Origin of the sequence: Bacillus sp. AP8, from assembly GCF_000321185.1 — a bacterium.
Taxonomy (GTDB): domain Bacteria; phylum Bacillota; class Bacilli; order Bacillales; family DSM-1321; genus Bacillus_AD; species Bacillus_AD massilioanorexius.
On record NZ_CAPG01000003.1, the window covers coordinates 32,037 to 58,710 of the forward strand.

Annotated in this window: 22 protein-coding genes; 15 read left to right on the forward strand and 7 right to left on the reverse strand. The window is 34.5% G+C overall.

Annotated elements, in window-relative coordinates; all coding sequences use genetic code 11:
• Nucleotides 1–335 precede the first annotated feature (335 nt).
• The 10 genes from BN349_RS00330 to caiB all read left to right on the forward strand — a co-directional run bounded on the left by BN349_RS00330 (nt 336) and on the right by caiB (nt 12,189).
• Complete coding sequence (locus BN349_RS00330; protein WP_019240268.1) at nt 336–1,103, forward strand: electron transfer flavoprotein; 768 nt, start codon at nt 336–338, stop codon at nt 1,101–1,103.
• Between the two features lie 18 nt (nt 1,104–1,121).
• A complete protein-coding gene (locus tag BN349_RS00335) occupies nt 1,122–2,057 on the forward strand; it encodes an electron transfer flavoprotein subunit alpha (RefSeq protein ID WP_019240269.1) in 936 nt (311 codons plus the stop codon).
• A gap of 32 nt (nt 2,058–2,089) precedes the next feature.
• Nucleotides 2,090–3,379 carry an FAD-dependent oxidoreductase gene (locus BN349_RS00340; protein ID WP_019240270.1) on the forward strand — a complete coding sequence of 430 codons (1,290 nt, stop codon included), beginning with the start codon at nt 2,090–2,092 and terminating at the stop codon, nt 3,377–3,379.
• Nucleotides 3,376–3,666, forward strand: a complete 291-nt coding sequence (locus tag BN349_RS00345) for a ferredoxin family protein (protein ID WP_019240271.1) — start codon at nt 3,376–3,378, stop codon at nt 3,664–3,666. The genes BN349_RS00340 and BN349_RS00345 overlap by 4 nt, the downstream gene beginning before the upstream one ends.
• 216 nt (nt 3,667–3,882) lie before the next feature.
• The gene (locus BN349_RS00350; protein ID WP_019240272.1) at nt 3,883–5,946 is read left to right on the forward strand and encodes an oxidoreductase; all 2,064 of its coding nucleotides are present in this window, start codon (nt 3,883–3,885) and stop codon (nt 5,944–5,946) included.
• 46 nt (nt 5,947–5,992) lie between these two features.
• Nucleotides 5,993–6,754, forward strand: coding sequence for an enoyl-CoA hydratase/isomerase family protein (locus BN349_RS00355; protein ID WP_019240273.1), 762 nt, complete (start codon nt 5,993–5,995; stop codon nt 6,752–6,754).
• 60 nt (nt 6,755–6,814) lie between these two features.
• Nucleotides 6,815–8,098: an MFS transporter gene (locus tag BN349_RS00360; RefSeq protein WP_019240274.1), complete on the forward strand. Its 1,284-nt coding sequence runs from the start codon at nt 6,815–6,817 to the stop codon at nt 8,096–8,098.
• A gap of 52 nt (nt 8,099–8,150) precedes the next feature.
• On the forward strand, nt 8,151–9,713 hold the full coding sequence (locus tag BN349_RS00365; RefSeq protein ID WP_026089100.1) for a class I adenylate-forming enzyme family protein: 1,563 nt from the start codon (nt 8,151–8,153) through the stop codon (nt 9,711–9,713).
• Between the two features lie 61 nt (nt 9,714–9,774).
• Complete coding sequence (locus BN349_RS00370) at nt 9,775–10,926, forward strand: acyl-CoA dehydrogenase (RefSeq protein ID WP_019240276.1); 1,152 nt, start codon at nt 9,775–9,777, stop codon at nt 10,924–10,926.
• A 30-nt stretch (nt 10,927–10,956) separates the two neighbouring features.
• Nucleotides 10,957–12,189, forward strand: a complete 1,233-nt coding sequence (caiB, locus tag BN349_RS00375; protein ID WP_019240277.1) for an L-carnitine CoA-transferase — start codon at nt 10,957–10,959, stop codon at nt 12,187–12,189.
• Nucleotides 12,190–12,521: 332 nt separating this feature from the next.
• Here the strand turns inward: caiB and BN349_RS00380 are convergent, their stop codons facing one another.
• Nucleotides 12,522–13,298: a TIGR03084 family metal-binding protein gene (locus BN349_RS00380; RefSeq protein ID WP_019240278.1), complete on the reverse strand. Its 777-nt coding sequence runs from the start codon at nt 13,296–13,298 to the stop codon at nt 12,522–12,524.
• Nucleotides 13,299–13,606: 308 nt separating this feature from the next.
• On the opposite strand from BN349_RS00380, the gene BN349_RS24635 reads away from it, so the two are divergent.
• Together BN349_RS24635 and BN349_RS22970 are read left to right on the forward strand one after the other, a co-directional pair.
• Nucleotides 13,607–15,184 carry an S-layer homology domain-containing protein gene (locus BN349_RS24635; RefSeq protein WP_019240279.1) on the forward strand — a complete coding sequence of 526 codons (1,578 nt, stop codon included), beginning with the start codon at nt 13,607–13,609 and terminating at the stop codon, nt 15,182–15,184.
• A 185-nt stretch (nt 15,185–15,369) separates the two neighbouring features.
• Nucleotides 15,370–16,551 carry an alanyl-tRNA editing protein gene (locus BN349_RS22970; protein WP_019240280.1) on the forward strand — a complete coding sequence of 394 codons (1,182 nt, stop codon included), beginning with the start codon at nt 15,370–15,372 and terminating at the stop codon, nt 16,549–16,551.
• A 77-nt stretch (nt 16,552–16,628) separates the two neighbouring features.
• On the opposite strand, the gene BN349_RS25680 is transcribed toward BN349_RS22970, so the two are convergent.
• The 3 genes from BN349_RS25680 to BN349_RS00405 all read right to left on the reverse strand — a co-directional run bounded on the left by BN349_RS25680 (nt 16,629) and on the right by BN349_RS00405 (nt 18,564).
• The gene (locus BN349_RS25680; RefSeq protein WP_019240281.1) at nt 16,629–16,802 is read right to left on the reverse strand and encodes a hypothetical protein; all 174 of its coding nucleotides are present in this window, start codon (nt 16,800–16,802) and stop codon (nt 16,629–16,631) included.
• A 339-nt stretch (nt 16,803–17,141) separates the two neighbouring features.
• Complete coding sequence (locus BN349_RS00400; RefSeq protein WP_019240282.1) at nt 17,142–17,519, reverse strand: VOC family protein; 378 nt, start codon at nt 17,517–17,519, stop codon at nt 17,142–17,144.
• Nucleotides 17,520–17,652: 133 nt separating this feature from the next.
• Entirely contained in the window at nt 17,653–18,564 is a 912-nt protein-coding gene (locus tag BN349_RS00405; RefSeq protein WP_019240283.1) for a DMT family transporter, read from the reverse strand.
• A gap of 455 nt (nt 18,565–19,019) precedes the next feature.
• Here BN349_RS00405 and BN349_RS00415 point away from each other — a divergent pair, with 455 nt between their 5' ends.
• Nucleotides 19,020–19,952, forward strand: a complete 933-nt coding sequence (locus BN349_RS00415) for a DMT family transporter (protein WP_019240285.1) — start codon at nt 19,020–19,022, stop codon at nt 19,950–19,952.
• Nucleotides 19,953–20,166: 214 nt separating this feature from the next.
• Here BN349_RS00415 and BN349_RS00420 read toward each other — a convergent pair whose 3' ends face one another.
• From BN349_RS00420 to BN349_RS00430, 3 genes are all read right to left on the reverse strand, one after another.
• A complete protein-coding gene (locus BN349_RS00420; protein WP_019240286.1) occupies nt 20,167–20,691 on the reverse strand; it encodes a hypothetical protein in 525 nt (174 codons plus the stop codon).
• A gap of 107 nt (nt 20,692–20,798) precedes the next feature.
• Nucleotides 20,799–21,983, reverse strand: a complete 1,185-nt coding sequence (locus BN349_RS00425) for an acyl-CoA dehydrogenase family protein (protein WP_019240287.1) — start codon at nt 21,981–21,983, stop codon at nt 20,799–20,801.
• 475 nt (nt 21,984–22,458) lie between these two features.
• Nucleotides 22,459–23,439: a LysR family transcriptional regulator gene (locus tag BN349_RS00430; protein WP_019240288.1), complete on the reverse strand. Its 981-nt coding sequence runs from the start codon at nt 23,437–23,439 to the stop codon at nt 22,459–22,461.
• Nucleotides 23,440–24,041: 602 nt separating this feature from the next.
• Here BN349_RS00430 and BN349_RS00435 point away from each other — a divergent pair.
• Both BN349_RS00435 and BN349_RS00440 read left to right on the forward strand, forming a co-directional pair.
• Nucleotides 24,042–25,346 carry an MFS transporter gene (locus BN349_RS00435; protein WP_019240289.1) on the forward strand — a complete coding sequence of 435 codons (1,305 nt, stop codon included), beginning with the start codon at nt 24,042–24,044 and terminating at the stop codon, nt 25,344–25,346.
• Nucleotides 25,347–25,455: 109 nt separating this feature from the next.
• Nucleotides 25,456–26,664 carry a CaiB/BaiF CoA transferase family protein gene (locus BN349_RS00440; RefSeq protein WP_019240290.1) on the forward strand — a complete coding sequence of 403 codons (1,209 nt, stop codon included), beginning with the start codon at nt 25,456–25,458 and terminating at the stop codon, nt 26,662–26,664.
• Nucleotides 26,665–26,674 lie beyond the last annotated feature (10 nt).

The following is a 26,674-nucleotide window of genomic DNA, read 5'->3' on the forward strand; positions in this document are numbered from 1 at the left end:
TGAAATGTACATAGTACAAAATACTTCGTGTTAAACGTATTTTTTTAGATAATAGATGGTTTCCTTTGAAATCGGAACTAGTATCCCTACTATAAACTTGCCTCATGGTTAACATTTATTTACCTCTACTGTGCTAGCTTTCTCAAAAATTTCTTTCTAGATTATTTTTATAAATTTTTTTAAAAAGAAAGTATCTTCTTGGCACGCTATTTGCTTTTTATATAAGTGAGGGGCAAAAGTATTTGCACTTATAGAAAAATCTTCATTGACTGAGGTCCATTACACGTTTTTGTCATGGGTTTTTAAGAAAAAGTTTAAAGAATGGAGTGGAAAATATGGATGTAGTAGTATGCTATAAAATTGTTCCAGAAGAACAGGATATCAAAGTGTTAGACGACCAAACTTTATCTTTTGATAAAGCTGAATTGAAGATTGGACAGTATGATTTAAATGCTGTCGAAGCAGGAGTTCAACTTGTTGAAAGCGAAGGCGGAAAAATATCTGCATTAACAGTTGGAACGAGTCAAGTTGAAAATACAAAACTAAAGAAAGCTATTTTATCACGTGGACCTCAAGAACTTTATTTAGTAAGTGATGATAGTTTTGAAAAGGCTGATACATATTTAACAGCTAAAACATTGGCGGCGGCTGTAAAGAAAATGGATCATGTTGATTTAATTCTTTGTGGTGAAGGTTCTTCTGATGTTTACGCTCAACAAGTTGGTGTCCAATTAGGTGAAATGTTGAGCATGACAACTTTAAATGGAATAAGTAAAATCACTCCTGCTGGAGATAAAGTAATTGTAGAAAGAACTTTAGAAAATGAAGTAGAGGTATTGGAAGTGACTTTACCAGCTGTTCTTTCAGTAACGACTGATATTAATGTAACTCGTGTTCCAAGTATGAAGGATATTTTAGGAGCAGGTAAAAAACCTAGTACAAAATGGCAACTAGAAGATCTGAATTTAGATGCTACAAGTAAATATGTTGAAACTGTAAGTACATTAGCACCAAAACAAGTGGATCGTCAGCATGTCATTATCGAAGGTGATGATGCTGATTCCGTTGCGGAATTGTTCAAAAATATAAGAAAAGTATTGTAATTGTTAGGGGGAAATGACATGAGCTTATTAAATAAAGTATTGGTTTTCAGTGAAGATCTAACATCTTATTCTGAGTTATGTGCAGGTGCAAATCTATTAGGAGTCCAAACAGTTGCAATTGCAATTGGATCTAAAGAAGAAGCAGAACGTATTTGTAGCTATGGTGCTAAAACATATTGGTTAGGTGAAAAAGTTAGTTCGGCAATTATTGAAGATTATACGATAGCGATTGCGGACATTATTCGTAATGAAAAACCAAATTTAGTTTTAATGAAAGCTACTAAAAGTGGAAAGTTGATTGCTGGAAGATTAGGAATCATTTTAAGTGCAGGAGTAGTGCCTGATGCAGTAGCTTTTGAAATCGAAAATGAAGCTAACTTAACAATACAACGTTTAGTTTTTGGTGGATCAGCTGTTCGAACTGAAAAGCCTGTTACAGACATAGTGATTTCTTTAGTAGGTTCTGGCGTTTTTGAAGTTAGTCATGCTGAAACTGTTGGGGAATTTCTTACTGTTGACAATGTAACCGTAGAAAATAAAGTAACTTGTGTTGAGGTCCGGCCAAAAGAAGGAGAGAGCGTTGATTTAGGTGTGGCAAAACGTGTCGTTTCAGTTGGTCGTGGGCTAGCGAAACAAGAGGATTTAGCTATGATTGAAGAATTAGCTTCTACTGTAGGAGCTGAAGTTGGATGTACTCGTCCAATTGCCGAAGGAGAAAACTGGATGGCAACTGGAAGATATATTGGTGTATCAGGAGCGATGATTAAACCGGATATTTATTTTGCTTTAGGAATTTCAGGACAAGTTCAACATATGGTTGGAGTAAATGGAGCGAAAACGATTATAGCGGTTAATAAAGATAAAAATGCTCCTATTTTCAATTATGCAGACTATGGAATTGTCGGAGATATTTATAAAGTAGTACCTGAATTAATTAAATTAGCTAAAAACTAGATTGATATTTTGAAAATAGCGTGGTGAGTCAGATGAGTGAAGACAAATTTGATGCTATTATCGTCGGTGGCGGTCTAGCTGGATCTATTACAGCTTACATTCTAGCAAAAGCTGGTCGGGAAGTTGTTGTAATTGAACGAGGCAGCTTTAGTGGATCGAAAAATATGACAGGTGGAAGACTCTACAGTCATAGTTTAGAGAAAATCATTCCAAATTTCGCTGAAAATGCCCCAATAGAGAGAAAAGTGACAAAAGAACGTATTAGTATGTTAACGGACGAAAGTGCAGTAACTATGGATTATAGTAGTGGGAAATTAGGTAAACAAGGAAAAGATTCCTATGTTGTTTTAAGAGGAAAATTCGATCGTTGGTTAGCTGAAGAAGCTGAAAATGAAGGAGCCATGTTCATTTATGACATTCGAGTAGATGATTTAATTGTTCGAGATGGTAAAGTCTGCGGTGTTATTGCCGGAGAAGATGAGATGGAAGCAGATGTAGTCGTATTGGCAGATGGTGTTAATTCATTATTGTCACAAAAGTTGGGCATGAAAAAGGAATTACAGCCCCATGAAGTAGCAGTAGGTGCAAAAGAAGTTATCCAATTAGATGAACAGGTTATTCAAGATCGTTTTAATCTTACAGAGGATGAAGGTTTAGCTTGGTTATTTGCGGGGTCTTGTAGTGCAGGTAACATTGGTGGCGGATTTTTATATACCAATAAAGATAGTATTTCATTAGGAATTGTCACAACGGTTGGTGATATTGATCATTCCGAGAAGAGTATTCCTGAAATGATTGAGGATTTTAAACAGCATCCAGTTATTAAACCATTGATTAAAGATGGAAAAATCATTGAGTATTCAGGACACTTAGTTCCAGAAGCTGGCTACAATATGATCCCTACTTTATATAAGGATGGTGTAGTCGTTGTTGGTGATGCAGCAAATTTAGTCATTAATATTGGCTACATGGTTAGAGGGATGGATTTGGCTATAGAATCTGGAAAAATAGCAGCTGAAACTATTTTAATGGCGAAAGAATGCAATGATTTTAGCACTAAAACACTATCAGCCTATCAAACAGCCTTAGAAAAAAGTTTTGTTATGAAAGATCTTAAACAGTTTAGTAAATTTCCTGCTTTTATGGAAAATCATCGTATTTTTAACGAATATCCAGAAATGCTCGATGATATTATGGCAGATATGTTTATTGTTGATGGAAGTGAACCAAGAACTTTACTCTCGAAAGCGATGAGTCCTGCAAAAAAAATTGGGCTTATGACCATTCTAAAAGATGGTTTTAAAGGGGTGAGAGCACTATGAGTCATTATATGAGCATTGAAGAAAAATTGGCCGTTAATAAGTTTCATGTTGATGAGGAAAATGCGCATATTGAAATAAATCATAATTTTAAAAATAAAGCAGAGATGATGAAATTAGTGAAAGCATGTCCAGCTGGATTATATAAGTTGGACGATAATGGAACCTTAACTTTTGATTATGCTGGCTGTTTAGAATGTGGAACATGCCGTGTTTTAAGTAAAGGAAAAGTTGTTTCAAAATGGGATTATCCAGTAGGTAGCTATGGTATTGAGTTTCGTTTAGGTTAATAAGTCATTCAGAAATAAATAGTGAAATGAGTACAAACCTTTGTAAATATTTCGGAATATAAACACTTGTCATTTGTGCGAGTAAAATAAATTTCCCCCAATTTTTATTTTACTCGTTAGAAACGAAATACTTTTTATGAAGTATCAACACTTCAATATAATGAAACGATTTTTTACAAGAAATTTACATGTAAAATCGTTAAGGAGGAAGGATCTATGACACAGTTTCCAACATTAAGTTCTCCAATAAAAGTTGGAAAACTAACATTGAAAAATCGAATGATGACTACTTCAATGTCTCCTGGTCATGGTTATGTAACCGATGAAGGTGCGCCTACTAAGCGTATGTTGAATTATTTAGAAGAGAGAGCAGCGGGTGATATGGCTCTTATTTGTCAAACTGTTGCATTCTTTCATCGTAAACCTGAAAAGGGTCATCCATTACCATTTGCATATAATGACCAACATGTAGAAGGTTTAAAACAAATGGCTAATATTGTTCAAAAACATGGTGGTATTTTAATTGGTCAACCTTGGGCAGTCCATGATTGGAAACCAAACGATGAGGATGAAGAAAAGCCATGGGGACCGTCTGAAACAGTTATCTTAAAAGGAATGCATCCTTTTACGACAATGTCGAAGGAGCATATTGAAATTTTTAAAAAGCAAATGGTTCAATGTTCATTAACCTTACAAAAAGCGGGTTGGGATGGAGTAGAGGTTATGGCTGGTGTCGGAGGCATATTGAATCGTTTTATTTCACCAGCAACGAATAATCGTACGGATGAGTATGGTGGTAGCCTAGAAAATAGATGTCGCTTAACAGTAGAAGTAATCCAAGCTATCAAAACAGCTTGTGGCCCTGATTTTCCTGTCCTAGTTCGATGGTCTCCACTTGAATATGTAAAGGGAATTACAGAAGGACATGGCATTGAAGAATCATTAAAAGTGGCACCAATTATTGAAAAAGCTGGTGCTGATATGCACAATTTAGCTATTGGTTGGCATGAGTCATCTGTACCTTTAACTACTAAAGAAATTCCTGATGGTCATTGGTCTTGGGTGTCTGAAAAAATTAAAACGGTAACGGATATTCCAGTTGCCACAGGTTATCGTGAAACAGATCCAGATGTAATGGAATTAATATTGAAAAATCATCGAGCAGACATTATTGCTGGACTAAGATATAACATTGCGGATCCTGATTTTGCTAAGAAAGTGTGTCAAGGTAGACCTGAAGATATTAATAAATGTATCTGCTGTTGCCGTTGTTTGGATGATGTAGTCAGCCAAGGTAAAGCCTTAGAATACTGTGGGGTAAATCCTCGTTTAGGTCCAGAGCTTGATCAACCACTTCAAAAAGCGAATAAGGTGAAAAATGTCATGGTTATCGGTAGTGGTCCAGGAGGTTTATCCGCAGCAACAACAGCTGCTAAAAGAGGTCATAATGTTACCATTTATGAAAGAGGACCAAGAATTGGTGGCTGTCTAGTCATGAGTGCTATTTTTAGTCCTACTTATGAACGATTAAACGATTACTATAAAACATTTTTGAAAAAGCATCCAGAAATTAAAGTGAAATTAAACACGACGGTAACTCCAGCCTTAGTTGAACAAGTAAAACCAGATGCTGTTGTTGTTGCTGTGGGAGGTCATCCAGTTGGCCTGGATGTACCTGGAAGTAAAGGGAGTAATGTTGTTCAATCACATGACTTTTTAGAAATGCTGAATGGAAAGCCTCCTAAAAAACCAGGTGTTTTCAATAAGATAATGTGGAATAGTGCATCTATATTTCTGAAATTTATATATACGCCTAAATTAGCACGTACAGCAATGAGTATTTCTCCATGGCCACTTCGTAAACGTATTGCTGTCATTGGTGGAGGATTACCAGGTTGTGAACTAGGTAAAGAAATGATGGAGCACAATAGAGAGTTAACAATTTTTGAAGAAAGAAAGAAAATTGGTTGGGACGTTGGAGGCAGTGATCGTTTTCATATCACTTCAGCTTTTAAAAAGTCACCCCATGTTGCTTTAGAACCATTAACTAAAGTAAAAAAAATTACGAAAAAAGGTGTCATTGCTGAAAGAGCTGATGGGAAAGAGTTCTTTACACCAGCTGATACAGTAGCTGTTACATTAGGTTTTGAACAAAATCTAGATTTAGCAAATGCCTTAAAAGGTAAAGTGGAGGAAATACATGTGGTTGGTGACTGTATCAAGCCTTCTCGAATGGCAGATGCAACAAAAGCGGGATATATTGCAGGTATCAAGATTTAGTGTTCGTTAATAAATGGTCGGGCAATAAAACGAGGAGGGCATATTTGTGAAAGACGTAATTTATACGGATATAAGAGAGAAAGGGATTGCTTTTTTAGTCATTAATAAGCCACAAAGAAAAAATGCGATTGATCGCGTCATGATGGATATGTTATCAGATCAATTAAATGCTCTTGATGCTAATCCTGATGTAAAGGTTATTATTTTAAAGGGTGAAGGAGAGAATTTTACAGCTGGAGGAGATTTAAAACAGGCTGGTCCAGAAGGATTTACTATAGAAGAAACACGCTTTACATTAAAAAAATACAATCGAACCATACGTACAATCCAAGATATTTCAAAGCCCGTCATTGCAATGGTAGATGGTTATGCTGTTGGTGGGGGGATGGCATTAGCATTGGCTTGTGATATGATTTATGTCTCGGATCGTGTAAAATTCACTGCTAATTTTGTTAAGGTTGGAATTATCCCAGAGATGGGAACAATGATGTTTTTACCACAGTTAATGGGACCTTATCGTGCAAAAGAGTTAATGTTTACAGGACGTTTTGTTGAGGCAGAGGAAGCTTATAAACTAGGGATTGCAAACAAGGTATTTCCAGCAGAGGAATTGGAACAAGGAACTTTAGCGTTTGCTCAAGAAATAGCGGCTTTATCTAACACATCGATTCAGCTTATAAAGAATATAACAAATGCTACAATGAGTACTATGCTTGATTCGGTATTAGAAGCAGAGTCAACTGCTTCGCCATTTTGCACTCAAACTGTAGCATATAAAGAAACAGCAGCTAAATTCAATAAAAAATAATCATTTTTATCTACCTATGTGAAAAAATACACAATGGTTTTATAGACTGGAGTGGGATAGATGAATAACAAAATACAAAATCCTAAAAAACGAAAAATTCATTATGCTTGGTGGATTTTTGCTTGTTGCTGTGCTGTTAATGCGTGCGTAATGGGGATAGTAGCAAATACGGCTGGAATATACTTGAAACCTGTTAGTGAAGAAATGGGCTGGCCGTTAGCGAAGATGAATCTTTATTTAACAATTATTCAAATCGTAATGACTGTCACACTGCCATTTGTGGGATATATTCTTCCAAAAATAAATATAAAAATTGCCATTGGTGTGCCTTGCTTTGTAATGGGAGCAACCTATGCTTTAAGTGCTTATTTTAATTCATTAACTCATTGGTATATAGCCGGCGTTGTTTTAGGAATTTGTTATGCAAGTTTAATGTATATCCCAATTCCTTTGCTTATAAACAATTGGTTTAAGAAAAATGTAGGTACTGTATTGGGGATTGTAGTTGCGGGAGCAAGTTTAGTAGCTGCATTTACTAATCCAATTGGTAGTGCGTTAATTACTGAATATGGCTGGAGATTTACTCGGATTGCACTTGGAACCTTTTCTCTTATCCTTTCATTGCCTTTAGTGATTTTGGTACTAAGATATAAACCTTCTGATATGGGTTTGAAACCATATGGTGAAGAAGATGATGTAAAAGATAACAAAGTTGTACAAGAGTATGGAATGACCGCGAAACAAGCTTTTAAAAGTGTCCCTTTTTATATGATTTTTATTTTTTCAGGATTACTTGTTATGTGTGCTTCTATGCTTCAGCAAGTACCAGGCTTTGCCGTTTCTGAAGGGTTATCTGCGACAGTAGGAGCTACAGGTGTTTCCTGCATTATGATCGGAGGTATCATTGGTAAAATTGCGCTTGGTGCTTTAACGGATAAAATTGGGTATGAAAGAACGTCTATTACTGCGTGTTGTTTAGGCTTTCTTGGAATAATGATTCTGTTGCTGTCTGAACAAAGTGTGGTCATGTTTTTTATTGGTACTAGCTTGTTTGGAATTGCTTATGCATCAATTGTTATTATTCCTCCACTGGCTGTAAGAAGTACCTTTGGAACAAGAGAGTACAGTCAAATTTATTCCTGGATTACAGTGGCAAATGGAGCATTTGGTGCTCTAACCCCAATAGGTGTTGGGTATATTTATGATTTAACAAATTCCTATCGACTAGCATGGATTATTTGTTTAATTTCTTACGGAATTGTTGTTTTATTAACATTCATCACGCGAGCATATAGCAAGAAGCATTGTTTTATAGCCGAGCAGACGGAGGTTAATGTTAACTAAAATAACAAATATCGAGAAGGACTCTTTAAATACTGTGAAGGGAGAATTTAGGATGCCATATAAAAATATAGCTGAACTTTTGATATTAAATGCAAATCGTTATCCACAGAAGACAGCGATTATTTATAAGGGCAAAAGGATTACCTATAGTGAATTAAATAGTAAAGTCAATCAGATTGCTAGGGGTCTCTTAGACTTTGGAATAGGAGTCGGGGATAAGGTTGGATATTTGTTACCCAATTCTAATCAATTAATAGAAATATATTTTGCTATACAAAAAATTGGTGCCATAGCAGTTCCTTTGAATTTTCGCTTAGTTCCTAGGGAAATTTCTTATTTAGTTAATGCAGGAGATTGTAAAGCATTGATTTTTTCAGATCAATTTATATCCAAAGTTGATGCTATAAAATTAGAACTTCCAAAGTTGAAATTTTTTATCTGTTCAGGGAATTCAAGTCAGCATTATTGGAATTTGGAATCTATTGCTGAAATGAATAGTGAGGAAGAACCGTTGTTATTCCAAAATGAAAATGCCCTTTCACGTATTCAATTTACTGGAGGAACTACAGGCGTTCCAAAGGGAGTAATGAGAACACATCATAATGATATAGCTGAAATAATGAGTGTCATGATGTCTAGTAAAATGGCCGCTAATCCTGATGAAATTGTATTAATTCAGTGTCCTTTAGAGCATCATGGAGGACATAGTTGGTTTGTATCAGTCATAGGAACGGGAGCTACTTTAATCATATGTGATAAATTTCGAGAAGAAGATATTTTGTCTTTAATTGAAGAAGAAAAAGTAACGTATTTATTATTGTTACCTCCAAGCACATATTTACGTTTGTTGAATGCGCCAAACTTTTCAAAATATGATGTAAGCTCAGTAAGATTGGTACAAAGTGCGGCAGGTATTACATGCTCTGAGATTACGCAAAGAATCTATAAAGGATTTCCTAATTGTCAAATGAATTATGGCTGGGGACAAACGGAAAGTGGAACAGGATCTAGTCTCATTCTGACATTAGAAATGGCTGAGAAGGATCTACCTGAAATGAATAGTATTGGGAAGCCAATGCCGTTTTTAGAAATGAAAATAATAGATGATAAAAATGAAGAAGTACCTATTGGTGAAGTAGGAGAATGTGTTGTAAAAGGTCCAACAACAATGATTGGTTATTATAATCATCCAGAGATAAATAAGGAGATTATGATTGATGGTGGCTGGGTGCGTACGGGAGATATGATGAAAAAAGATGAAAATGGATACTACTATTTAATGTCTCGTAAAAAAGACATGATTAAATCTGGTGGAGAAAATGTTTTTGCACAAGAAGTAGTTAAAACCATTCGTTCACATCCTAGTGTTGAAAATTGTATTGTGTTTGGTGTACCTGACGAAAAATTGGGTGAGGCTGTTATGACTGTAGTTCAATTACGAAATGGATGCACATTAACACTTGAGGAACTACAAAATCATTGTAAAGCCTATATATCAAGTTATAAAAAACCGTTGTATTTGGACTTCATAAATCAATTTCCAATGAATGATGCGGGGAAAATACAGAAGTATAAATTAATACAAAAATATAGAGAAAAGCTTTGTGCGCATTAGAAATTATGAAAATTAAAATTTAAAAGATTATTTTATAATAAATATTTTAGGAGTGGTAGAGATGGATTTCAATATTACTGAAGAACAAGAATTGTTATTAGAAAGTTTAAGAGAGATTATGGCAAGAGATTGTACAGAAGAATATATGAAGGAATGCTATGAAAAAGGCAGCTATCCTACTAGATTTGAACAAGCACTAGCGGAAAATGGTTTTAATTTATTAGGGGTCCCTGAAGAACATGGTGGTACACCAATTGATATTCAAACAATGATGTTAATAGCTGAGGAAATTACAAAAAATGGCGGTCCACACTTTGTCTTTGGACAAGCATTGTCTATTGCCGATATGCTAGAGTTTGGATCCGAAGAGCAACAGAAACAAACGATGGATGCTATAAAAGAAGGTAAAGTTGCCTTTGTACTAGGGTTTACTGAACCACAAGCAGGTTCAGATAGTAGTGCCATTGCAACGACTTTTAAACGTAAAAATGGAAAAGTTTATTTAAATGGACATAAGACATTCATGAGTAATGCGGCAAGATCACCTTATATGCTTTGTATGGCACGAAATGCCGATGAAGTTGGTGATGCAGATAAACGTAATGCTTTCTCTATGTGGTGGGTACCTATGGATGCATCTGGAATTAAAATTGAAAAACTAGGAAAAATTGGTTGGCATATGCTTGATACTTGTGAAGTGTACCTAGAAGATGTAGAAGTTGAGGAAAAAGACTTAGTTGGTGTTGAAGGCAACGGATTTATGCAATTAATGATTAATTTTGAAGTAGAAAGATTATTAATTGCTGCTTCATTATTAGGAGCAGCTGAATGTGCTTTTGAAGATGCTGCTCGTTATGCTAATCAAAGGGTTCAATTCGGTAAGCCTATTGGAGCAAATCAATTGATTCAAGAGAAAATCACATTTATGAAAATGAAAATAGAAAATATGAGAAACATGGTTTATAAAACTGCTTGGGAAGTGGATAATAAAAAACCTGTTCAAATCTCATCTGCTCTAGCTAAATTATATTGTGCTCAAGCAGCAAATGAAGTAATTGATGATGCGATGCAAATTATGGGAGGCATTGGATACACAACAGATTGTCGTATATCACGTCTATGGGTAGATAACCGTGTCTTTAGAATTGGTGGAGGCACAGACGAAGTAATGATTCATATTGCAGGTAGAGCGATTCTAAAAGAATATAAATAAAGGTTTCCACTTCATTCAGGAGGAATTAGGATGGTAAAGAGAGCAGATATACCACAGTTTGGATTACTTTCAGGTATCAAGGTTGTTCATAGCTCTGTATCTATTGCAGGACCATTTGCAGCTGAGCTATACGCTGATTATGGTGCAGATGTCATTTGGATAGAAAATCCATCAGTTCCGTGTATGAGTCGCAGTATGACAGGAAGCTGTTGGCAGCAAGATCGTAAAAATATGAGAAACATTTCCATGAACATTGCAAATGAAGAAGGAAAAGAAATTTTTCTAAAAATGATGGAAGAAACGGATGTATTTATTGAGGCTTCTAAAGGCGGACAATATGAACGTTGGGGATTAAGTGATGAAGTTCTTTGGGAAAGGAATCCTCGCCTTGTTATCGTTCATATTTCAGGATTTGGTCAAACGGGAGACCCGAGTTATATAAAGCGTCCAAGCTATGATCCTATTGCACAAGCTTTTGGTGGATATATGGATATGAATGGTTTTCCTGGTATGCCCTCTATGCCTACAAATCCATTAACGGCAGATTATGTAGCAGCTTTCTTTGCTTTTGGGGTTTCTGTAGCTGCTGTTATGAAAAGTAGGGAAACAGGAAAAGGTGAAAGTATCGATGTTGCTCAATTTGAGTTACTTATGCGAACACAGTCTCGTTATCCTATAGATTATACTAGATTTGGTCAAAAGTTTATTAAGGAGGGTAGCCATAGCAACTTTGTTGCAGGATATGGAACCTTCACTTGTATGGATCAAAAAGAAATTTATTTATTGTATTTAGGTAGTGGTGTTTTACAAAAGGGATTGCCTTTAATGGGTATGACGTATGGAAGTGATGAGGTTCCAGCTGGTGTATCTTTATTGGAGTTAGATAGTTCAGCAGGTCAAAAGCTTGAAGCAAACATTAAAGCTTTCTGTGAAAAACATACCGCTGAGGAAGCTGAGCAGGCTTTCTTAGATGCGGGAGTTCCTTGTTCTAGAATTATGAGCTATGAGGATTGTATGACAAACCCACAATACCTTGCGAGAGAAGTATTTACAGAATGGGAAGCAGGAAACGGAGAAACAATAAAGGGTGTTAATATAGTACCAAAATTAAAGAATTTCCCAGGTCAAATTTGGAGAGGAGCTCCAAATATAGGGATGGATAATGATGATATTCTAGAGGAACTGGGATTGTCTAAAGAAGAAATTCAAAACTTGTATGATAAAGGCGTTATTGTCCAAAGAGAGTATTTAGATCATACTTGATTCGCAAATGAATAATGCATAAGAATAAGCTATTTCTTTATGGTTATGAAATCAACTATAAAGGAATAGCTTTTCTTTGTTACATCAAACATATTGAAATTTATCTTCAGTGTCTAGCTCCTCTATGCTCTAGCGAATCCGTAAAGATAAAGAGCGACCTTCTAACTAGCTTTTCTTATGCTGGTTGGAGGTTAACAAGATGTAGTTGGTGTCACAGGACGTGGTGATTTTAGTTGATATTTCTTATTTTCAAGATGTTTGCGCTTTTGTTTATATATGATATGTAAAAAGACCACTGGTATAGCCAGTGGTCAACGTTATGATGATTTCTATTATCGTTGTCTTTTTGCTTCGGGTGCTGGATCAGCCCACCCTGCGTAAGTTTGTACAACGGAAGCATAACGACGTGCTTCTTCTCCGACAACTTCTAAATCTGTATCCATCCAGTTTCTACGACGAATGGCAACTAATGCCCATTCTTTAGCGCTACCTTTAATGTAGTTTTCTGCACTTGGATCACCTTTCGCCCAAATCTTTCCTGAAGGCAATACGAGTTCTAAATACATTGGAGTGTCTGGTAATTCTAAATCATTGATACGATAAGCATTTGGTCGTGCTTGCCATGATAAAAATAAAGTATGAGCTATTCGATCTTCTACTACAGGTTCGATTCCAAGTGCATCGTAGATATCAACTGAATGTGCCCAAAGCTCCATTAATCTTGCTGAAACAAGTGATTTTGCGGACATTGGTAAACCTGGTGCCCAAGGAATTCTATCTTTAGGGTTTTTATCAAAAAAGGTTGCTGTCATACGAGTTCGTTCTTCTCGCCACCAAGCTAATGCTTCCGCACCTGTTAAATGATGGAATGCTGTAGCTCGAACATATTTGTCTTCACCTGATTCTGGAGAAATTGCCATTAAATCATCCGCGCCCCCACACATCAGTTTATTGGCTGCATAATCAAAGAAAGCAATATGAAGAATTGCGTCTTTTAGATTCCACATTTCCACAGGGATATCCATATGCCATTGTTCTTCTGTTAAAGAATTCACAAGTGAATCGACTACTACTTGTTCTGCAATTAAATCGTTAATTATGTCTTTCATGCTGTTTGCTCCTTTCTACTCTTTACGGAAAATTTAGTATTTTCTACCATTCATCTTCGTAAATTTCGAAACAAACACTAGTCACTATTATTATACTAAACAGTTCATAAGCTTGCTATTTAATAATGCGCGAAAATATTACAAAAAATTAAAATTTTCTATTTTAAAAACGATGTCAATCTATACGAAATAAGAGATCACCATTTTTGGAATATATTATTTTATTAATTAAATAATGTAAAGTTTTTAAATATTTGTTAAATTCTTATATAATATAGTGCAGTCTCAATATAGAAAGGAAGTTAGTAGTGTCGAAATTAATTAGTAAATGTATGATTATGTTACTTGTCTTAAGTCTATTTTTTCCATATTCATCGAGTGAAGCAGCAACAAATACGTCTTTTAAAGATGTGACAAGCTTTAAAAAAGAGATTGAATTTTTAACTAGTAAAGAAATTATTTATGGTTATAAAGATGGTACTTTTCGTCCAAATGTTCCAATTCAACGAATTCAGGCAGTTCAAATGATTATGCGTGAAATGAAGCCACAGCTTGAAAAAGTACCAAATCCAAATTTTGTGGATATTAAGCCTGGGGATAATGGCTATGAGGATGTAGCTAAGGCTGTTGAACTTGGAATTATTTCTGGAAAAGGAAATAATAAATTTGATCCTAGGGGAAAATTAACACGTGCAGAGATGGCTATAATTCTCGTTAGAGCATACGAACTAAGAGGCATCTATCCAAAAGGTTTTGTAGATGTTTCACCTTCTTCTGCTGCGTATAGTTTTATTTCCTCTTTCGCTGCAAATAACATTACGGTTGGATATTCTGATGGTACATTTAAGCCATCACTTCCAATTGATAGAGGTCAATTTTCAGCATTTATGGCACGAATAATAGAGCCTGCATTTCAACCTAAAAATCCAGGTGTGGCGGATTCATATTTAGAAGCACTTTTTGATCTGGATATCATTGATTATGCTTTTCATCCAACAAAACCGCTTATTTATTTATTAGATGCTAGCACAAACGAAGTAGTAGTACTTAATTATGATACGTATGATATAGAATCAGTAGAATTAACACTCCCAGCTGAAAGCATTGCTTATGCGAATAATAAAATTTATGTGACTCAACTAAAAGGAAAGCATAATTCTAGTTGGTGGGATGAAGAGCAAGAAGGCGCCTTTGCTGTGATTAATGTTAATACTATGAAACAAGAAAAGCTTATTAATATTGATCTTGATCCATATGATATTGTAGCAGATGATAATGGAATTGTTTATATCTCTTCAGGTTCAGGTCAACATTCAAGAATTGAAAGCTTTGATAGTTCAACTGGAAAACTATTAAGCTCTCAAAGTATTTATCAGAAAAATATTATTGAGATGCATCCATCACAAAAAAGAATTTATCGTATAAATACGTCAGGCTCACCAATTACGATGGGGTCCTATTCTATAACGGATGGTGCTTTAAGTGCTGAACAAAGATCACCTTACCATGGTGATTACGATATCAGTACGGATTTAACGTTAACACCTGATGGAAAATATATATTTAATGGTTCAGGACATATTTTTCGTTCATCGTTAACACCAAGTGCAGACATGAAATACTATGGCCAATTGGATAAAGGATATAGTTCTATTGCCTTTGATACTGTCAATGGAGAGTTCTATACAGCAAATAAAAAGAATTATATTCAGGCTTATGATTATTTAACAATGGAACCAATCGATCAATTCAACACATATGGAACAATAAATAAAATGTTTTATAATGAAGTAGACAATACTTTGTTAATGTTCACAAATGTTAAATTAGGTAATTCTAAAGTTCCATTTGTTGGTTTAGAAAAAATATATTTTGAAGTAGAATAATAGATTGAAAGATGTCAGGGATTATTGGATATTTACAATGATTGCTGGCATCTTTTTTAATCATTTGAAAAAGGTGGGGGATTATTCAAGCTGTTTTTTGCGTTATTTGACTGATGTTCTAGTTAGCCGTAATATTACTAGTAATAGCCAGGACTTACACAACCAATGTTAGAGAGGAAGTTTATATGACGAAGAAATTATATTATGACTCTTCTTACTTAATAGAATGGGAAACAAAATGTATAAAAAAATTTGAAAGAGAAAATGAATATTTTGTTGTTCTCGAAGAAAGTGCTTTTTATCCAGAAGGAGGAGGACAGCCAAGTGATGAAGGAACCATTAATGGAATTCCTGTGTTGGATGTCTTCAATGAAGATGCAGAAGTATTACATAAGGTTGAAGTGTTGCCTGAGGGTGATAAAGTACGATGTCTGATAGATTGGAAGAGAAGATTTGATCATATGCAGCAACATAGTGGACAACATTTATTGTCTGCAGTATGCCTGACATTACTAAATGCACGTACGGTTAGTTTTCACCTTGGGAAAGAATATGCCAGTATTGATATAGACATACCTGACATCAATCCAGAACAGGTAAAGTGGATCGAAGATGAAGTGAACAAACAAGTCTTTATGAATCGAAAAATTACAAGCTACTTTATAACAAATGAGCAATTAAAAGAAATTACTTTAGTAAAAAAGCCAAAGGTTACAGAAAATATTCGAATTGTTGAAATAGAAGACATTGAATATAATGCCTGTGGTGGGACACATGTTTCACAAACAGGAGAAATAGGTATGATTAAAATTATCAAAGTGGAAAAACAAAAAGGAATGGTTAGACTCTTTTTTAAATGTGGTTATAGGGCCCAAGAAGATTATAATAGTGCACTGCAAATATTGAGTAGACTTTCTGCGAGATTTAACACTGGGAGAAATACCATTTTAGACCGCGTTGATAAATGGGATCAAGATCAACAAGATATGGAAAAACAATTAGAAAGTTTAAATGAAAAGCTAGAAAGTTATCAAATTAATGAGCTGCTCCAACAAACAAAAGGAAAGATAGTGGCACATGTTTTTGAAGATAAGGCTTTGAAAGATTTACTAAGATTAGCTTCAAAATTGGCTGAGGAAGATGAGTTCATCGTATTATTAGCATCAACTGCGGAAAACAAAGTGATATTAAAGAATAATGGTACAAAAGAATCGATTGCTTGTGGTCAACTTTTTAAGGCCCATCTATCCAAGTTTAATGGGAAGGGTGGAGGAAATGCAGAGTCCGCTCAAGCAGGTTTTACAACAAGTGAGGATTTACAAAGTTTCGTTGCTTTCTTAAAAGACTACTTAATTCAGAATCAATAAGAAATAAACGGCATAATTAGGTATATCACATAATATATGCCGTTTTTTATTGGAATGGAATCTTTAAGGAAAGTGTTTTATAGCGAATTAATTGTACTCACCGCTAAATATACGACAAGACTGACAATAATACTTTCTAAATAAGGATTGGATTTCTTTTTCTTTTCGTCTTTTTGAGCTTGTGTGCTTGTCCTAATTGCTCCGTAGACGATGCCGACTATCACGGCAACAATTATAGGGTTAAAAGTCATTGATAGTTCCTCCTTCTTTGTATATCACTATCCTAACATAAAAAGATGCTTATACTCATCTATAGTAGCTCTTTGGGAATATAAAGGCTTGTTTTCACAAATTTTATGGTCATTGAACTAGTAGTTCATATAGGTTGATTCTGCTCTCACAGAAGTCTCGAACCTATTAACGATCCTTTTATGTTGATTTGATTCAGCGAACTTATGAAAAAAAATTTATAAGAAAACAGTCAACATAAAAAACAGGCCAATTTGTACAAATTGACCTGTTTTTTTTCTGTGATTAGAAAAAAATCATTTTTTATAAAAAGTATCTTATCACACAGTTAAATTGGTATATCAATCTTGACGTAATAAATAGGAATTACCTTCATGGTCCTTAAATGAAAACATTGATCCGTATGGCATTTTCATTATTTCATCTACTTCAATGCCTTTTTCCTTCATTTCTGCGTATGCACTTTCGATATTATTTGTGCTTAATATCACTGATGGATGCTCGACATTTTGAGATGGATTATGCTGTTTCATTAAGTTTCTATCGTATAATACGAATGTTGTAAACTCACTTTCACTTGGCCCTACTTCTAACCATGTCATATTTGGCCCCATTTGTTGTTCGAACTTAACTACAAAGTTCATTTTTTCGGTCCAAAAAGATTTAGCCGCCGCTTGATCGTTCACGTAAATCGTTATTTTACCAATTTTGTTTATCATATGTTCTCCTTCACTATATCCATTGTTTTATTTATACGAATGTATAATGCTAGTATTCCCTAAAAAGGAAAGGATATTTATCTTCATAATAAAGAGCGTATGTTCTTGTTGTCTGGAGTGAAAATGGGTATAACTACGCGCAAGATTCTTTCTTTTTTACGATATTATGATGATCCACTTGTTTTTGTTGTTGGAATAAGAATAAAAAGACACCAACTAGTACAAACAATCCTCCAGCAATTTGCCAGCCTACGAGTTGTTCTCCTAATAATATAACTGCCAATAATGAGGCACCTACTGGTTCTCCTAATATACTCATAGAAATAGTAGTAGCATTTACATAGTTTAATAACCAGTTATTGATAACATGAGAAATTGTTGGAACAATGGCTAACAAGAAAAAGATTCCCCATTCACGTGCTTCATATCCTGTAAAGGAAATTCCTGCAAAAATATTATAGATTGATAAGACAATTGCAGCGAATAAAAATACACAAAAACTATAAATCCAATGAGATACTTTTTTTATAATACTTTGCCCAATTAATAAGTACCCAACAACAGCAATTACACTGAAAAAGGATAGTAAATCACCAATTATTGCATCTTTACTTAATCCTAAATCTCCCCAGCCAATCATCATTGCACCAATTATGGCAATACCCATTGTGAGTAATGCTGATAATGTGGTTCTTTCTTTAAACAAGAAGTAACCTCCTATTAATGATACAATCGGTTGCAGAGCAAGAATAATTGTGGAACTAGCAACAGTCGTTAGCTTTAAAGAGCCAAACCAAAGTAAAAAGTGAAAAGCTAAAAAGATTCCAGAAAAAAATAAGAAAATAAAATCTTTTTTCGTAATTTTTTTAAACTCTTCTCGTTTGATCCAGATAATCGGTAGCATTAAAATACTTGCCAACCACATTCGATACATACTTAAAATGGATGCTGGAGCGTCCGACCATTTAACAAAGATAGCTGAAAATGAAATAGCAATAATGGATATGACTAGCGGTAAACCTATATTCTTTTTGCTGTTTTGCACGATGAACACCTCTCTTATTCAAATAGATATTATAATACTTTGAAGAAATCGTGTCGAATCTATTTGAATGGTTACATAAAAGAATTGAGTTGTTGTTTAATTGATTGAAAATTCCGATAAAATATTTGTGTTTACGTAAATATATGGTATATTACATGTGAATACTAAATCTATACGCAGTTATTTTTTAGTAAATGATGCTACGGATATACGTTTTACATTTTTAATAAATGTTGATTTACTATGAATCGGTTGAAGTAATTCAGCTCCGAGGATCTTGTTTTTTACAGGGGCGGAGGCGAACTTTTGTGGGGTTTTACCTGTCTCCCACTGCTTCCATAGGAGTCCTGTACTTTGCGCTCCAATCGATCCTTTTATGTTATTTTTATTCACGAATTTATTTGAAAACAACAAAACAGTCTTAAATTAGAATTGCAGAATAGCAAGGAGAGCATATGAGTTCTGAGAGTGTTACTGTGTCATATTCAAAAACAAAAGGAATAATATTAGTTCTTAGTGCAGCTTCTTTATGGGGTATTTCAGGAACAGTTGCTCAATATTTATTTCAAAACAGTGGGTTTAATCCTGAGTGGCTAGTGGTTGTACGATTATTAATATCAGGTCTTTTATTATTAATTTTTGCGAGCAAGAAAGAAAAATTAAACATTTGGATTGTATGGAAAAATCAAAAAGATGTAGTATCATTACTTATATTTAGTATTTTAGGTATGTTGGCTGTTCAATATACTTATTTTGCAGCGATTAAGCATTCTAATGCAGCTACTGCGACGGTTTTACAATACATTGCACCGATGCTAATCAGCTGTTATTTTGCTTTGAAATGGAGAAGGATACCAAGTAAAAAAGAAATAATAGCCGTGTTTTTAGCATTATTTGGAACATTCATGCTAGTAACACATGGGAATATACAGAGCCTATCTATATCCGGCATCGCTTTGTTCTGGGGTCTTACATCAGCTTTTTCATTAGCCTTTTATACCTTACATCCAAGTAAACTTCTAGCTAAATATGGTTCTTCACTTGTGATAGGATGGGGAATGCTAATAGGAGGAATAAGTTTTAGTTTCATTCATCCTCCATGGGATTTTCAAGGACAGTGGTCTATGAATGCTTTTTTTGCAGTTATATTTATTGTGATTTTTGGTACACTTATTGCTTTCTATTGTTATTTAGACAGTTTAAAGTATATTAGTGCAACAGAAACAAGTTTACTAGCATGTGTCGAACCACTATCCGCTACATTGCTTTCGGTTATTTGGTTAAAAGTCTCTTTTGGTTTCGAAGATTGGTTTGGAACATTATGTATTATTAGTACAATTGTGATTTTAGCTTTTGTTAAGCAAACAGATATGACAAAGAGTTCATAAAGAAACGGATAACATTGTTTTTCTTTATTTTGAAACTAGTATGGAACATATAGAAATGAATAGAGGGTGTTCCAAATGGTATGATTTTATTGGATACCCTCTTTCTTTGTTTCATTTATTTAAATTTTTCGTTTTATAATAGTATAGAAAAAATCGTATATCCATTTTATATCAGTCCTTATTGTTTAACTAGTAAGGAGTACTCCTAATATACTTAATAATTAGCATTCATCTTATCTAAAGGGACTTCTATCAAACCTATTGATTTAATGTATACATAGATCATAAATCCACGTTTACAACGAAAGACGCACTGTAAACAAACTTTTTCGTCACAATAAACATAGGCATCCTCATCTGATAATGGGAATACCATGGGAGGTAACTTCTTAGGAGTCATATATTTGATGTATCCCCCTGTATAGGTTTTAAGTAATATCCACTCTGGCTTATCCTCAATCCTGTTTTCTTCCCAAAACACTTGCACGGCATTTTGATTATGTCCACCAACAATTTGATAGTCTATATTAATATCCGATGAGACTTCTTTTAAAGGTATTGGATTTAATATTTTCATAGGTGTTTCACAACAAACTGGCTCTTCAACGGGTTTATCGTAGTCCAGTAATTGATATAGTTTTCCACAATGACTACAACGATAAATGACGACATCGGGACATTGTGGCCAAGGCTTCCTAGTTGCTCTGCTTCTTAGTGGACTGAATTCTTGTTCGATCAATGTATTTCCCTCCTTGTTTGTATGTGGGGATAATTAACATAAATATGTAAATAAAGAGACATCGACCATTAAGCCGATGTCTTTTTGAAATCTCAGAATTCTCTGGATTAATCCTCGTATTGTAAAACTCCACCATGCTTAACTGTATTTCGAGCAATAGTAATACGTTGTACAGTTGGAGTACCTTCTTCTAACCACATTGCACGACAGTCACGGTATAGACGTTCAACAGGACCGTATTCACAATCTTCAAAGTATCCAATACCACCGAAGATTTCTAGCATTTCGTCACTTACAAGTTTAGTAACTTGGATACTGAATAGTTTACACATAGCTGCTTTTTCTTCAATATATTCTCCTTTAGGATCTTTCTCGTAATCTTTAGCAAAGTCACGAACCATTGTACGTAAAGCGTGAACATAAGTAGCCATATCAGCAATTTTCATTCGAATTGCTTGGCGTTGAATAATTGGTTTTCCGAAAGTCACACGATCATGAGCACGTTTTAAAGTAATTTCAAGCATACGTTGTGCCATACCTAGGTTACTAGCAGCAATATGTACACGAGAAACAGATAAGGAATGAATGGCGATTTCAAGGCCTTGACCTTCTTTACCTAGAAGGAACTTTTTGTTAACTCTCATGTTTGTAAATTTTAATCCTGTATGACCTGACCCACGGCAGCCCATCATATGTGGCATTGGAGTTAATTCATAACCTGGAGTGTCAGCAGAAACCATGAAAGTTGATAAACGATGATCTTTATCTGCATCTGGATTTGTTACACAAGTAATATAAGACCAATTACTGCAGTCTGTATGAGAGATTAAGAATTTTTCACCGTTAATGATGTAATCATCACCATCTTTAACAGCTGTTGTTTGAATATCAGCACCAGTACCACCTTTTTCCTCTGTTACAGCCCAGTTAGTGAAGATTGTTTTATCTTGGAATAAAGGCATATATTCTGCTTTTAATTCTTCTGAACCGTAATCGTAAAGAGGACGCCAGTTTAGGTCCATTGCATAGTGTAAGTGCATACGCATTCCACCTGGGCCACGGCTGAATTCTTCTTGAAGCTCTAATATTTGTGTTTCACTTAAGTCCCAACCACCGTATTCTGAAGGCAGCGGAGCACGATATAAATCATTTTTGATGTTTAAATCGTAAAACTCTTGTGGGAACTTATTTGTAACCTCGATGTCATTTTGCATTTCATCGTAACGACCTTCTACTAGTTCACGAATTTGTTTTTTATAAGCTTCAAATTGTTCTGGTGTTAATTTACTCATCTTTTCTCCTCCTGAATCTATTTTGAAATTTAGGTACCTAATCTTCTTTACGGTTAAAGTATAGCAAGTGTCTGATTTAATGAATAATTCGTAATTGTTACCCATTTGTCGTGATTTATAGGAGATACCTATGAATCTTTAATAATCTTCCTATAAAATGGAAAATAGAGAGTTTGAAATCTGTCTGATATTTTAATAGTAAAAGATTAAATATGATGTAAAACCCTTGATAAAATAGGGGAATTCTAAAGGAAGGTATACATCATACTTTCATCAAAACTCGCGTAAAGTCTCTGAAAGCATTCGAAGTACCAATCAATTCTTTGAATTTATAGATTTAGTAGAATGCAAAAGAAATAGCAGTCAAAGATTTAGATGTACTTAGGTTTCAAGTACATCTAAATCTTTGACTGCTAAGAATAATTAACTAACTAGAAAAAGTATAAATTATTAAGTTGTAGACAGAAAAATGGGTTTATGAGTGTACTAATTGTTTTTCATTTTGTTGATTGTGGTTAATGTTTGTTAACCCTAACTCTATTGAGTTCGGTGTGTTGGATTCGTTTAACGTTTTTATAACATAATCTTTAAAACTTAAAACGGATTCGGATACAAATCTATGCTTCATGTAACCAAGATAAATTTTTCTTTTATAGGATGGATTACTAATAGGTCGTACTGTAATATTATAATTTCGAAAAGCTGGATTATCTGGTACTATCGCAATCCCGACATTAGCTGCTACTAACCCTGCCATTGAAAGATCATCTGCTACTTCACATTGAACTTTTGGAATCATATTAATTTCTTTGAAAAGGCTTTCAATTTCTCGTTTTAATCCAATTCTCCCTGTGTATTGAATAAGAGAATAAGGTGCTATGTCTTTTAAATCAATTGTTTCATGTCTTGCTAGAGGACAATCATTAGGTAGAAGCGCAACTAAGTTTTGCTCACCGATACAAATAAATTCAACTTCTGGATCACTTGGAATTAACGAGATAAAAATTAAATCACATTTTTCATCTTTTAAGTCTTTAACTAAACTTGCACTGCAAAATTCTCGCGTACGACCTTCTTCAAAAGCAAATTTTATGTCCTTATTAGGGTATTCTTGCATGTAACTATTAATGAGGTTGGGAATAAAATAAGAGCTGAGGGTGTAAATGTATCCTAAGCTTATTAGTCCTTCACTATGGCTTCGAACTTCATTCATCTTTTTAGCCCCAGCTTCGAGCTCCTTTATAGAATTCTCTACATAAGGTAAGAACATTTTTCCATATTTCGTTAATTTAATATTGCGACCGTGCTTTTCGAATAATCGGACTTCTAATTCTGATTCTAAAGTAGAAATGGCATTACTTAAACTTGGTTGAGTCATAGAAAGCTCTTCAGCAGCTTTCGTGTAATGTTCCAACTTGGCAAGAGTTCTAAAATAATAGAGTTGATAAAGATTCATGTGTGATTCACTCCAAATCTTCAGAAATTTACTTAAAAGATCATTTCCAAACAAGTATAGGTCTTTAATCATAATGTGTCTATATCTGTGAGCTTTTGTTCATAAAAAATCCAATTAGTGAATCTATTCACAATATTCCATCACAAGAGAAAAAATTATGAAGTTTTTGAGTCGGATATTTTTTCTTGCATGTTTTACATTCTAATAATTTATTTGAGAAAGACTTATATCACTTACTATATAAATGTTTATTCCTTATATGTGATATGAGAATGAGTGTGAATATATTCACAATTCCTATGAATTATCGTAATTGTTTTTGAAATAGGAATTAGTTATCTGAATGAATTTGTCTTATTCTGATAACAGAACGAGGTTGCTCTTATTTCATAGGTTAAGAAAGGAGATTTAGCTTTTATTATTAACAGCACATGGATGAAAGGACTTAGGTCAACGTTTTCCGTAGTCGGATAGCTTTGGGAATATACAAATTGCAAATGAAGACAATGTTGAGAAATGAAAGCAAATCATATTTCATATTTACGTTTTTTGTGAGGCAGTCTTGCTCTAAAAAATTCTGATATAAGGAGGAACAGTAAGTTATGAATAATGCAAAAGTAGGATCTGTTAATAGTGTAAAAACTGGTAATAAAAGATGGTTCATTGTTTTTATTCTAGTATTAGCCTACACATTTATGTACCTTGGAAGATCAAGTGTATCCATAGCTGGTTCTACTATAATGGATCATTATGGTTGGAGTGCAACACAATTTGGTTTAGTATCAACAGCGTTTTTTATAGGATATGCAATAACTATGTTACCTGCTGGTTTTCTAGCTGATAAATTTGGTGCAGGTAAAGTTATCGTAATCGGTACGCTCGTTTGGTCTTTATTTACCTTACTTAGTCCTTTGGCTGGTTCACTAGGTCTATTCATTCTCGTACGAGCATTGGTGGGGGCTGGTCAAGGTGTAACATTACCTTCCGCATCTTCTATGGTTTCGAAATGGGTACCAAGTCAGGAATCAGGTAAAGCACAAGGTTTTACTCTTATTGGTGTTCCACTTGGTGTTGCAATTACAATGCCACTTGGAGTGTATTTAATAGAGAACTTTAATTGGCAAACAATCTTTTATTTATTTGCTATTCTTGGCCCAATTTGGTGCTTAATTTGGTGGAAATTCGGTAAAGATAAGCCAGAATTACATCCTACTATTAGTAAGGAAGAAGTAGATTATATTAAGGCTGGTCAAGGGGCAAAAGAAGTAGCAGGTACATTATTAACTTCAAAAGAGGTTTACGGAAGTGTATCAGTCTGGGGCGCGACAATTAGTTACTTTTGTTATAATTACGTCTTTTATTTACTGCTTACATGGTTACCTACTTATTTTGCTGAAGGACGTAACTTATCCTTATCTGAATCTGGATACGCAACAATGTATCCGTATATAGTAGCAGTATTTACTTATCCACTTGGTGGAATATTAGCTGACTGGGCAGCGAAAAGATTCGGACAAAATATTGGTCGGAAATTATTTCCGGTTTTAGGGTTGATTGCTGGTGGTGTTGCTTTAATGTTCGCAACTAGAACAGACAGCCTATTTACAGCCGTTCTATTATTGTGTATTTCAATGGGTGCTTTAACTCTTACACAAGGTGGATTTTTCTCTATACCAATTATTCTTGCTCCGAAAAATGCTGGTATGATCGTCGGATTATATGGTGTTATTGGAACATGTGCAGGAATACTTGCCCCAGTTTTAACTGGTTTTGTAATTGATGCATCTGGTAAGTACGAAACAGCTATGTTTTTAGGGGCTGCATTGTCGATTATAGGAGCACTTGTCTTATTAGTAGTAGGAAAAGTTAAACCAATTAAATCAAAAAACGAAGTTAAGACAGTATAAAGACTAGAAGAAATCCCTTCCTTATAGTCTTTACTAGAATAATAGATTACATATTTGGAAGGGGTTTTTAATAATGAGCCTTTACAAAAAAAAAGGAGGGTCATAAATTATGAAGCCATTAGAAGGGATAAAAGTAGTTGAATTAACAGGGTTCTATGCAGCTCCAACAGTTCCTAGAATTTTGGGGGAATGGGGAGCGGAAGTTATTAAAATTGAACCACCGATGGGAGATCCTGCTAGAACACAAGGTGGAGTATTTAACATGCCTTATAGCAAAGAAGAGAATCCTGCCTTTGATATAGGTAATTTCAATAAAAAATTTGTATGTTTGAATTTAAAAACAGAAGAAGGTAAAGAAGCAACATATAAATTATTGGAGTCTGCTGATGTTCTAGTGACAAGCTATAGAACAAAAGCTCTTGAGAAGTTAGGGTTTTCTTATGAAGAGCTGAGCAAAAGATTTCCGAAGCTTGTCTTTGCACAAATTCTAGGATATGGAGAGAAAGGTCCTGAAAAAGATACTGCGGGCTTTGATGCTACTGCTTATGTTTGTCGAAGTGGTGCCTTAACAGCAATGACTGAACGAGGTGAATCGCCTCTACTTGAACCGAATGCATATGGTGATTTTCAAGCAACTATGTGCTTAGTATCAGGAATATGTGCTGCCTTGGTTGGGCGAGAAAAAACAGGATTGGGTGATAAAGTGACAGCTAGTCTTCATCATACCGCTTTGTTCATGTTGAATGTGGCCGTTGTTTCTTCACAATTCCCAGGTAACATCTATCCGAAGAGCAGAAAAGAAGTGGCAAATCCATTTAATAATACATATGAAACAAAGGATAAGAGATGGTTCCTCTTCTGCGCTCCTGAATACAATAAGCATTTTTCGAAAATTATGAAAATGATAGGTAGAGAAGATTTAATAGATAATGAAGATTTTAATACGATTGAAGAAGTGAATAATCGTAAGAAAAATAAAGAGATTATTGAAATTTTAGAAAAAGAATTAGCTAAAATGACCCTTGATGAGGTTATGAAATTATTTAAAGAAAACGATGTAGCGATTGAAAAAGGATATACGATGGATGAAGTTGTTCATGATGAACAAGCATGGGCAAATGATGTTATTAGGAAGGTACCATACCCTTCTGGAGATGAAGTAGTATTTCCTACATCGCCTGTTAGATTTAATAGTGTGGGTAATCCAGATTTAGTAAAATCTAAACCACTAGGATTCCATACTGAAGAAATATTAGCTCAGCTTGGTTATTCAAAAGAAGATATTGCAAATATGAGAGCGAATAAGGCAATTATTTAAAGGAGAGCGA

What these genes read in the sequence shown, in the direction of transcription:
- BN349_RS00330 (WP_019240268.1), top strand. Translation starts at nt 336, where the DNA reads ATGGATGTAGTAGTATGCTATAAAATTGTTCCAGAAGAACAGGATATC.
- BN349_RS00335 (WP_019240269.1), top strand. Translation starts at nt 1,122, where the DNA reads ATGAGCTTATTAAATAAAGTATTGGTTTTCAGTGAAGATCTAACATCT.
- BN349_RS00340 (WP_019240270.1), top strand. Translation starts at nt 2,090, where the DNA reads ATGAGTGAAGACAAATTTGATGCTATTATCGTCGGTGGCGGTCTAGCT.
- BN349_RS00345 (WP_019240271.1), top strand. Translation starts at nt 3,376, where the DNA reads ATGAGTCATTATATGAGCATTGAAGAAAAATTGGCCGTTAATAAGTTT.
- BN349_RS00350 (WP_019240272.1), top strand. Translation starts at nt 3,883, where the DNA reads ATGACACAGTTTCCAACATTAAGTTCTCCAATAAAAGTTGGAAAACTA.
- BN349_RS00360 (WP_019240274.1), top strand. Translation starts at nt 6,815, where the DNA reads ATGAATAACAAAATACAAAATCCTAAAAAACGAAAAATTCATTATGCT.
- BN349_RS00365 (WP_026089100.1), top strand. Translation starts at nt 8,151, where the DNA reads ATGCCATATAAAAATATAGCTGAACTTTTGATATTAAATGCAAATCGT.
- BN349_RS00370 (WP_019240276.1), top strand. Translation starts at nt 9,775, where the DNA reads ATGGATTTCAATATTACTGAAGAACAAGAATTGTTATTAGAAAGTTTA.
- caiB (WP_019240277.1), top strand. Translation starts at nt 10,957, where the DNA reads ATGGTAAAGAGAGCAGATATACCACAGTTTGGATTACTTTCAGGTATC.
- BN349_RS00380 (WP_019240278.1), bottom strand. Translation starts at nt 13,298, where the DNA reads ATGAAAGACATAATTAACGATTTAATTGCAGAACAAGTAGTAGTCGAT.
- BN349_RS22970 (WP_019240280.1), top strand. Translation starts at nt 15,370, where the DNA reads ATGACGAAGAAATTATATTATGACTCTTCTTACTTAATAGAATGGGAA.
- BN349_RS25680 (WP_019240281.1), bottom strand. Translation starts at nt 16,802, where the DNA reads ATGACTTTTAACCCTATAATTGTTGCCGTGATAGTCGGCATCGTCTAC.
- BN349_RS00400 (WP_019240282.1), bottom strand. Translation starts at nt 17,519, where the DNA reads ATGATAAACAAAATTGGTAAAATAACGATTTACGTGAACGATCAAGCG.
- BN349_RS00415 (WP_019240285.1), top strand. Translation starts at nt 19,020, where the DNA reads ATGAGTTCTGAGAGTGTTACTGTGTCATATTCAAAAACAAAAGGAATA.
- BN349_RS00425 (WP_019240287.1), bottom strand. Translation starts at nt 21,983, where the DNA reads ATGAGTAAATTAACACCAGAACAATTTGAAGCTTATAAAAAACAAATT.
- BN349_RS00430 (WP_019240288.1), bottom strand. Translation starts at nt 23,439, where the DNA reads ATGAATCTTTATCAACTCTATTATTTTAGAACTCTTGCCAAGTTGGAA.
- BN349_RS00435 (WP_019240289.1), top strand. Translation starts at nt 24,042, where the DNA reads ATGAATAATGCAAAAGTAGGATCTGTTAATAGTGTAAAAACTGGTAAT.
- BN349_RS00440 (WP_019240290.1), top strand. Translation starts at nt 25,456, where the DNA reads ATGAAGCCATTAGAAGGGATAAAAGTAGTTGAATTAACAGGGTTCTAT.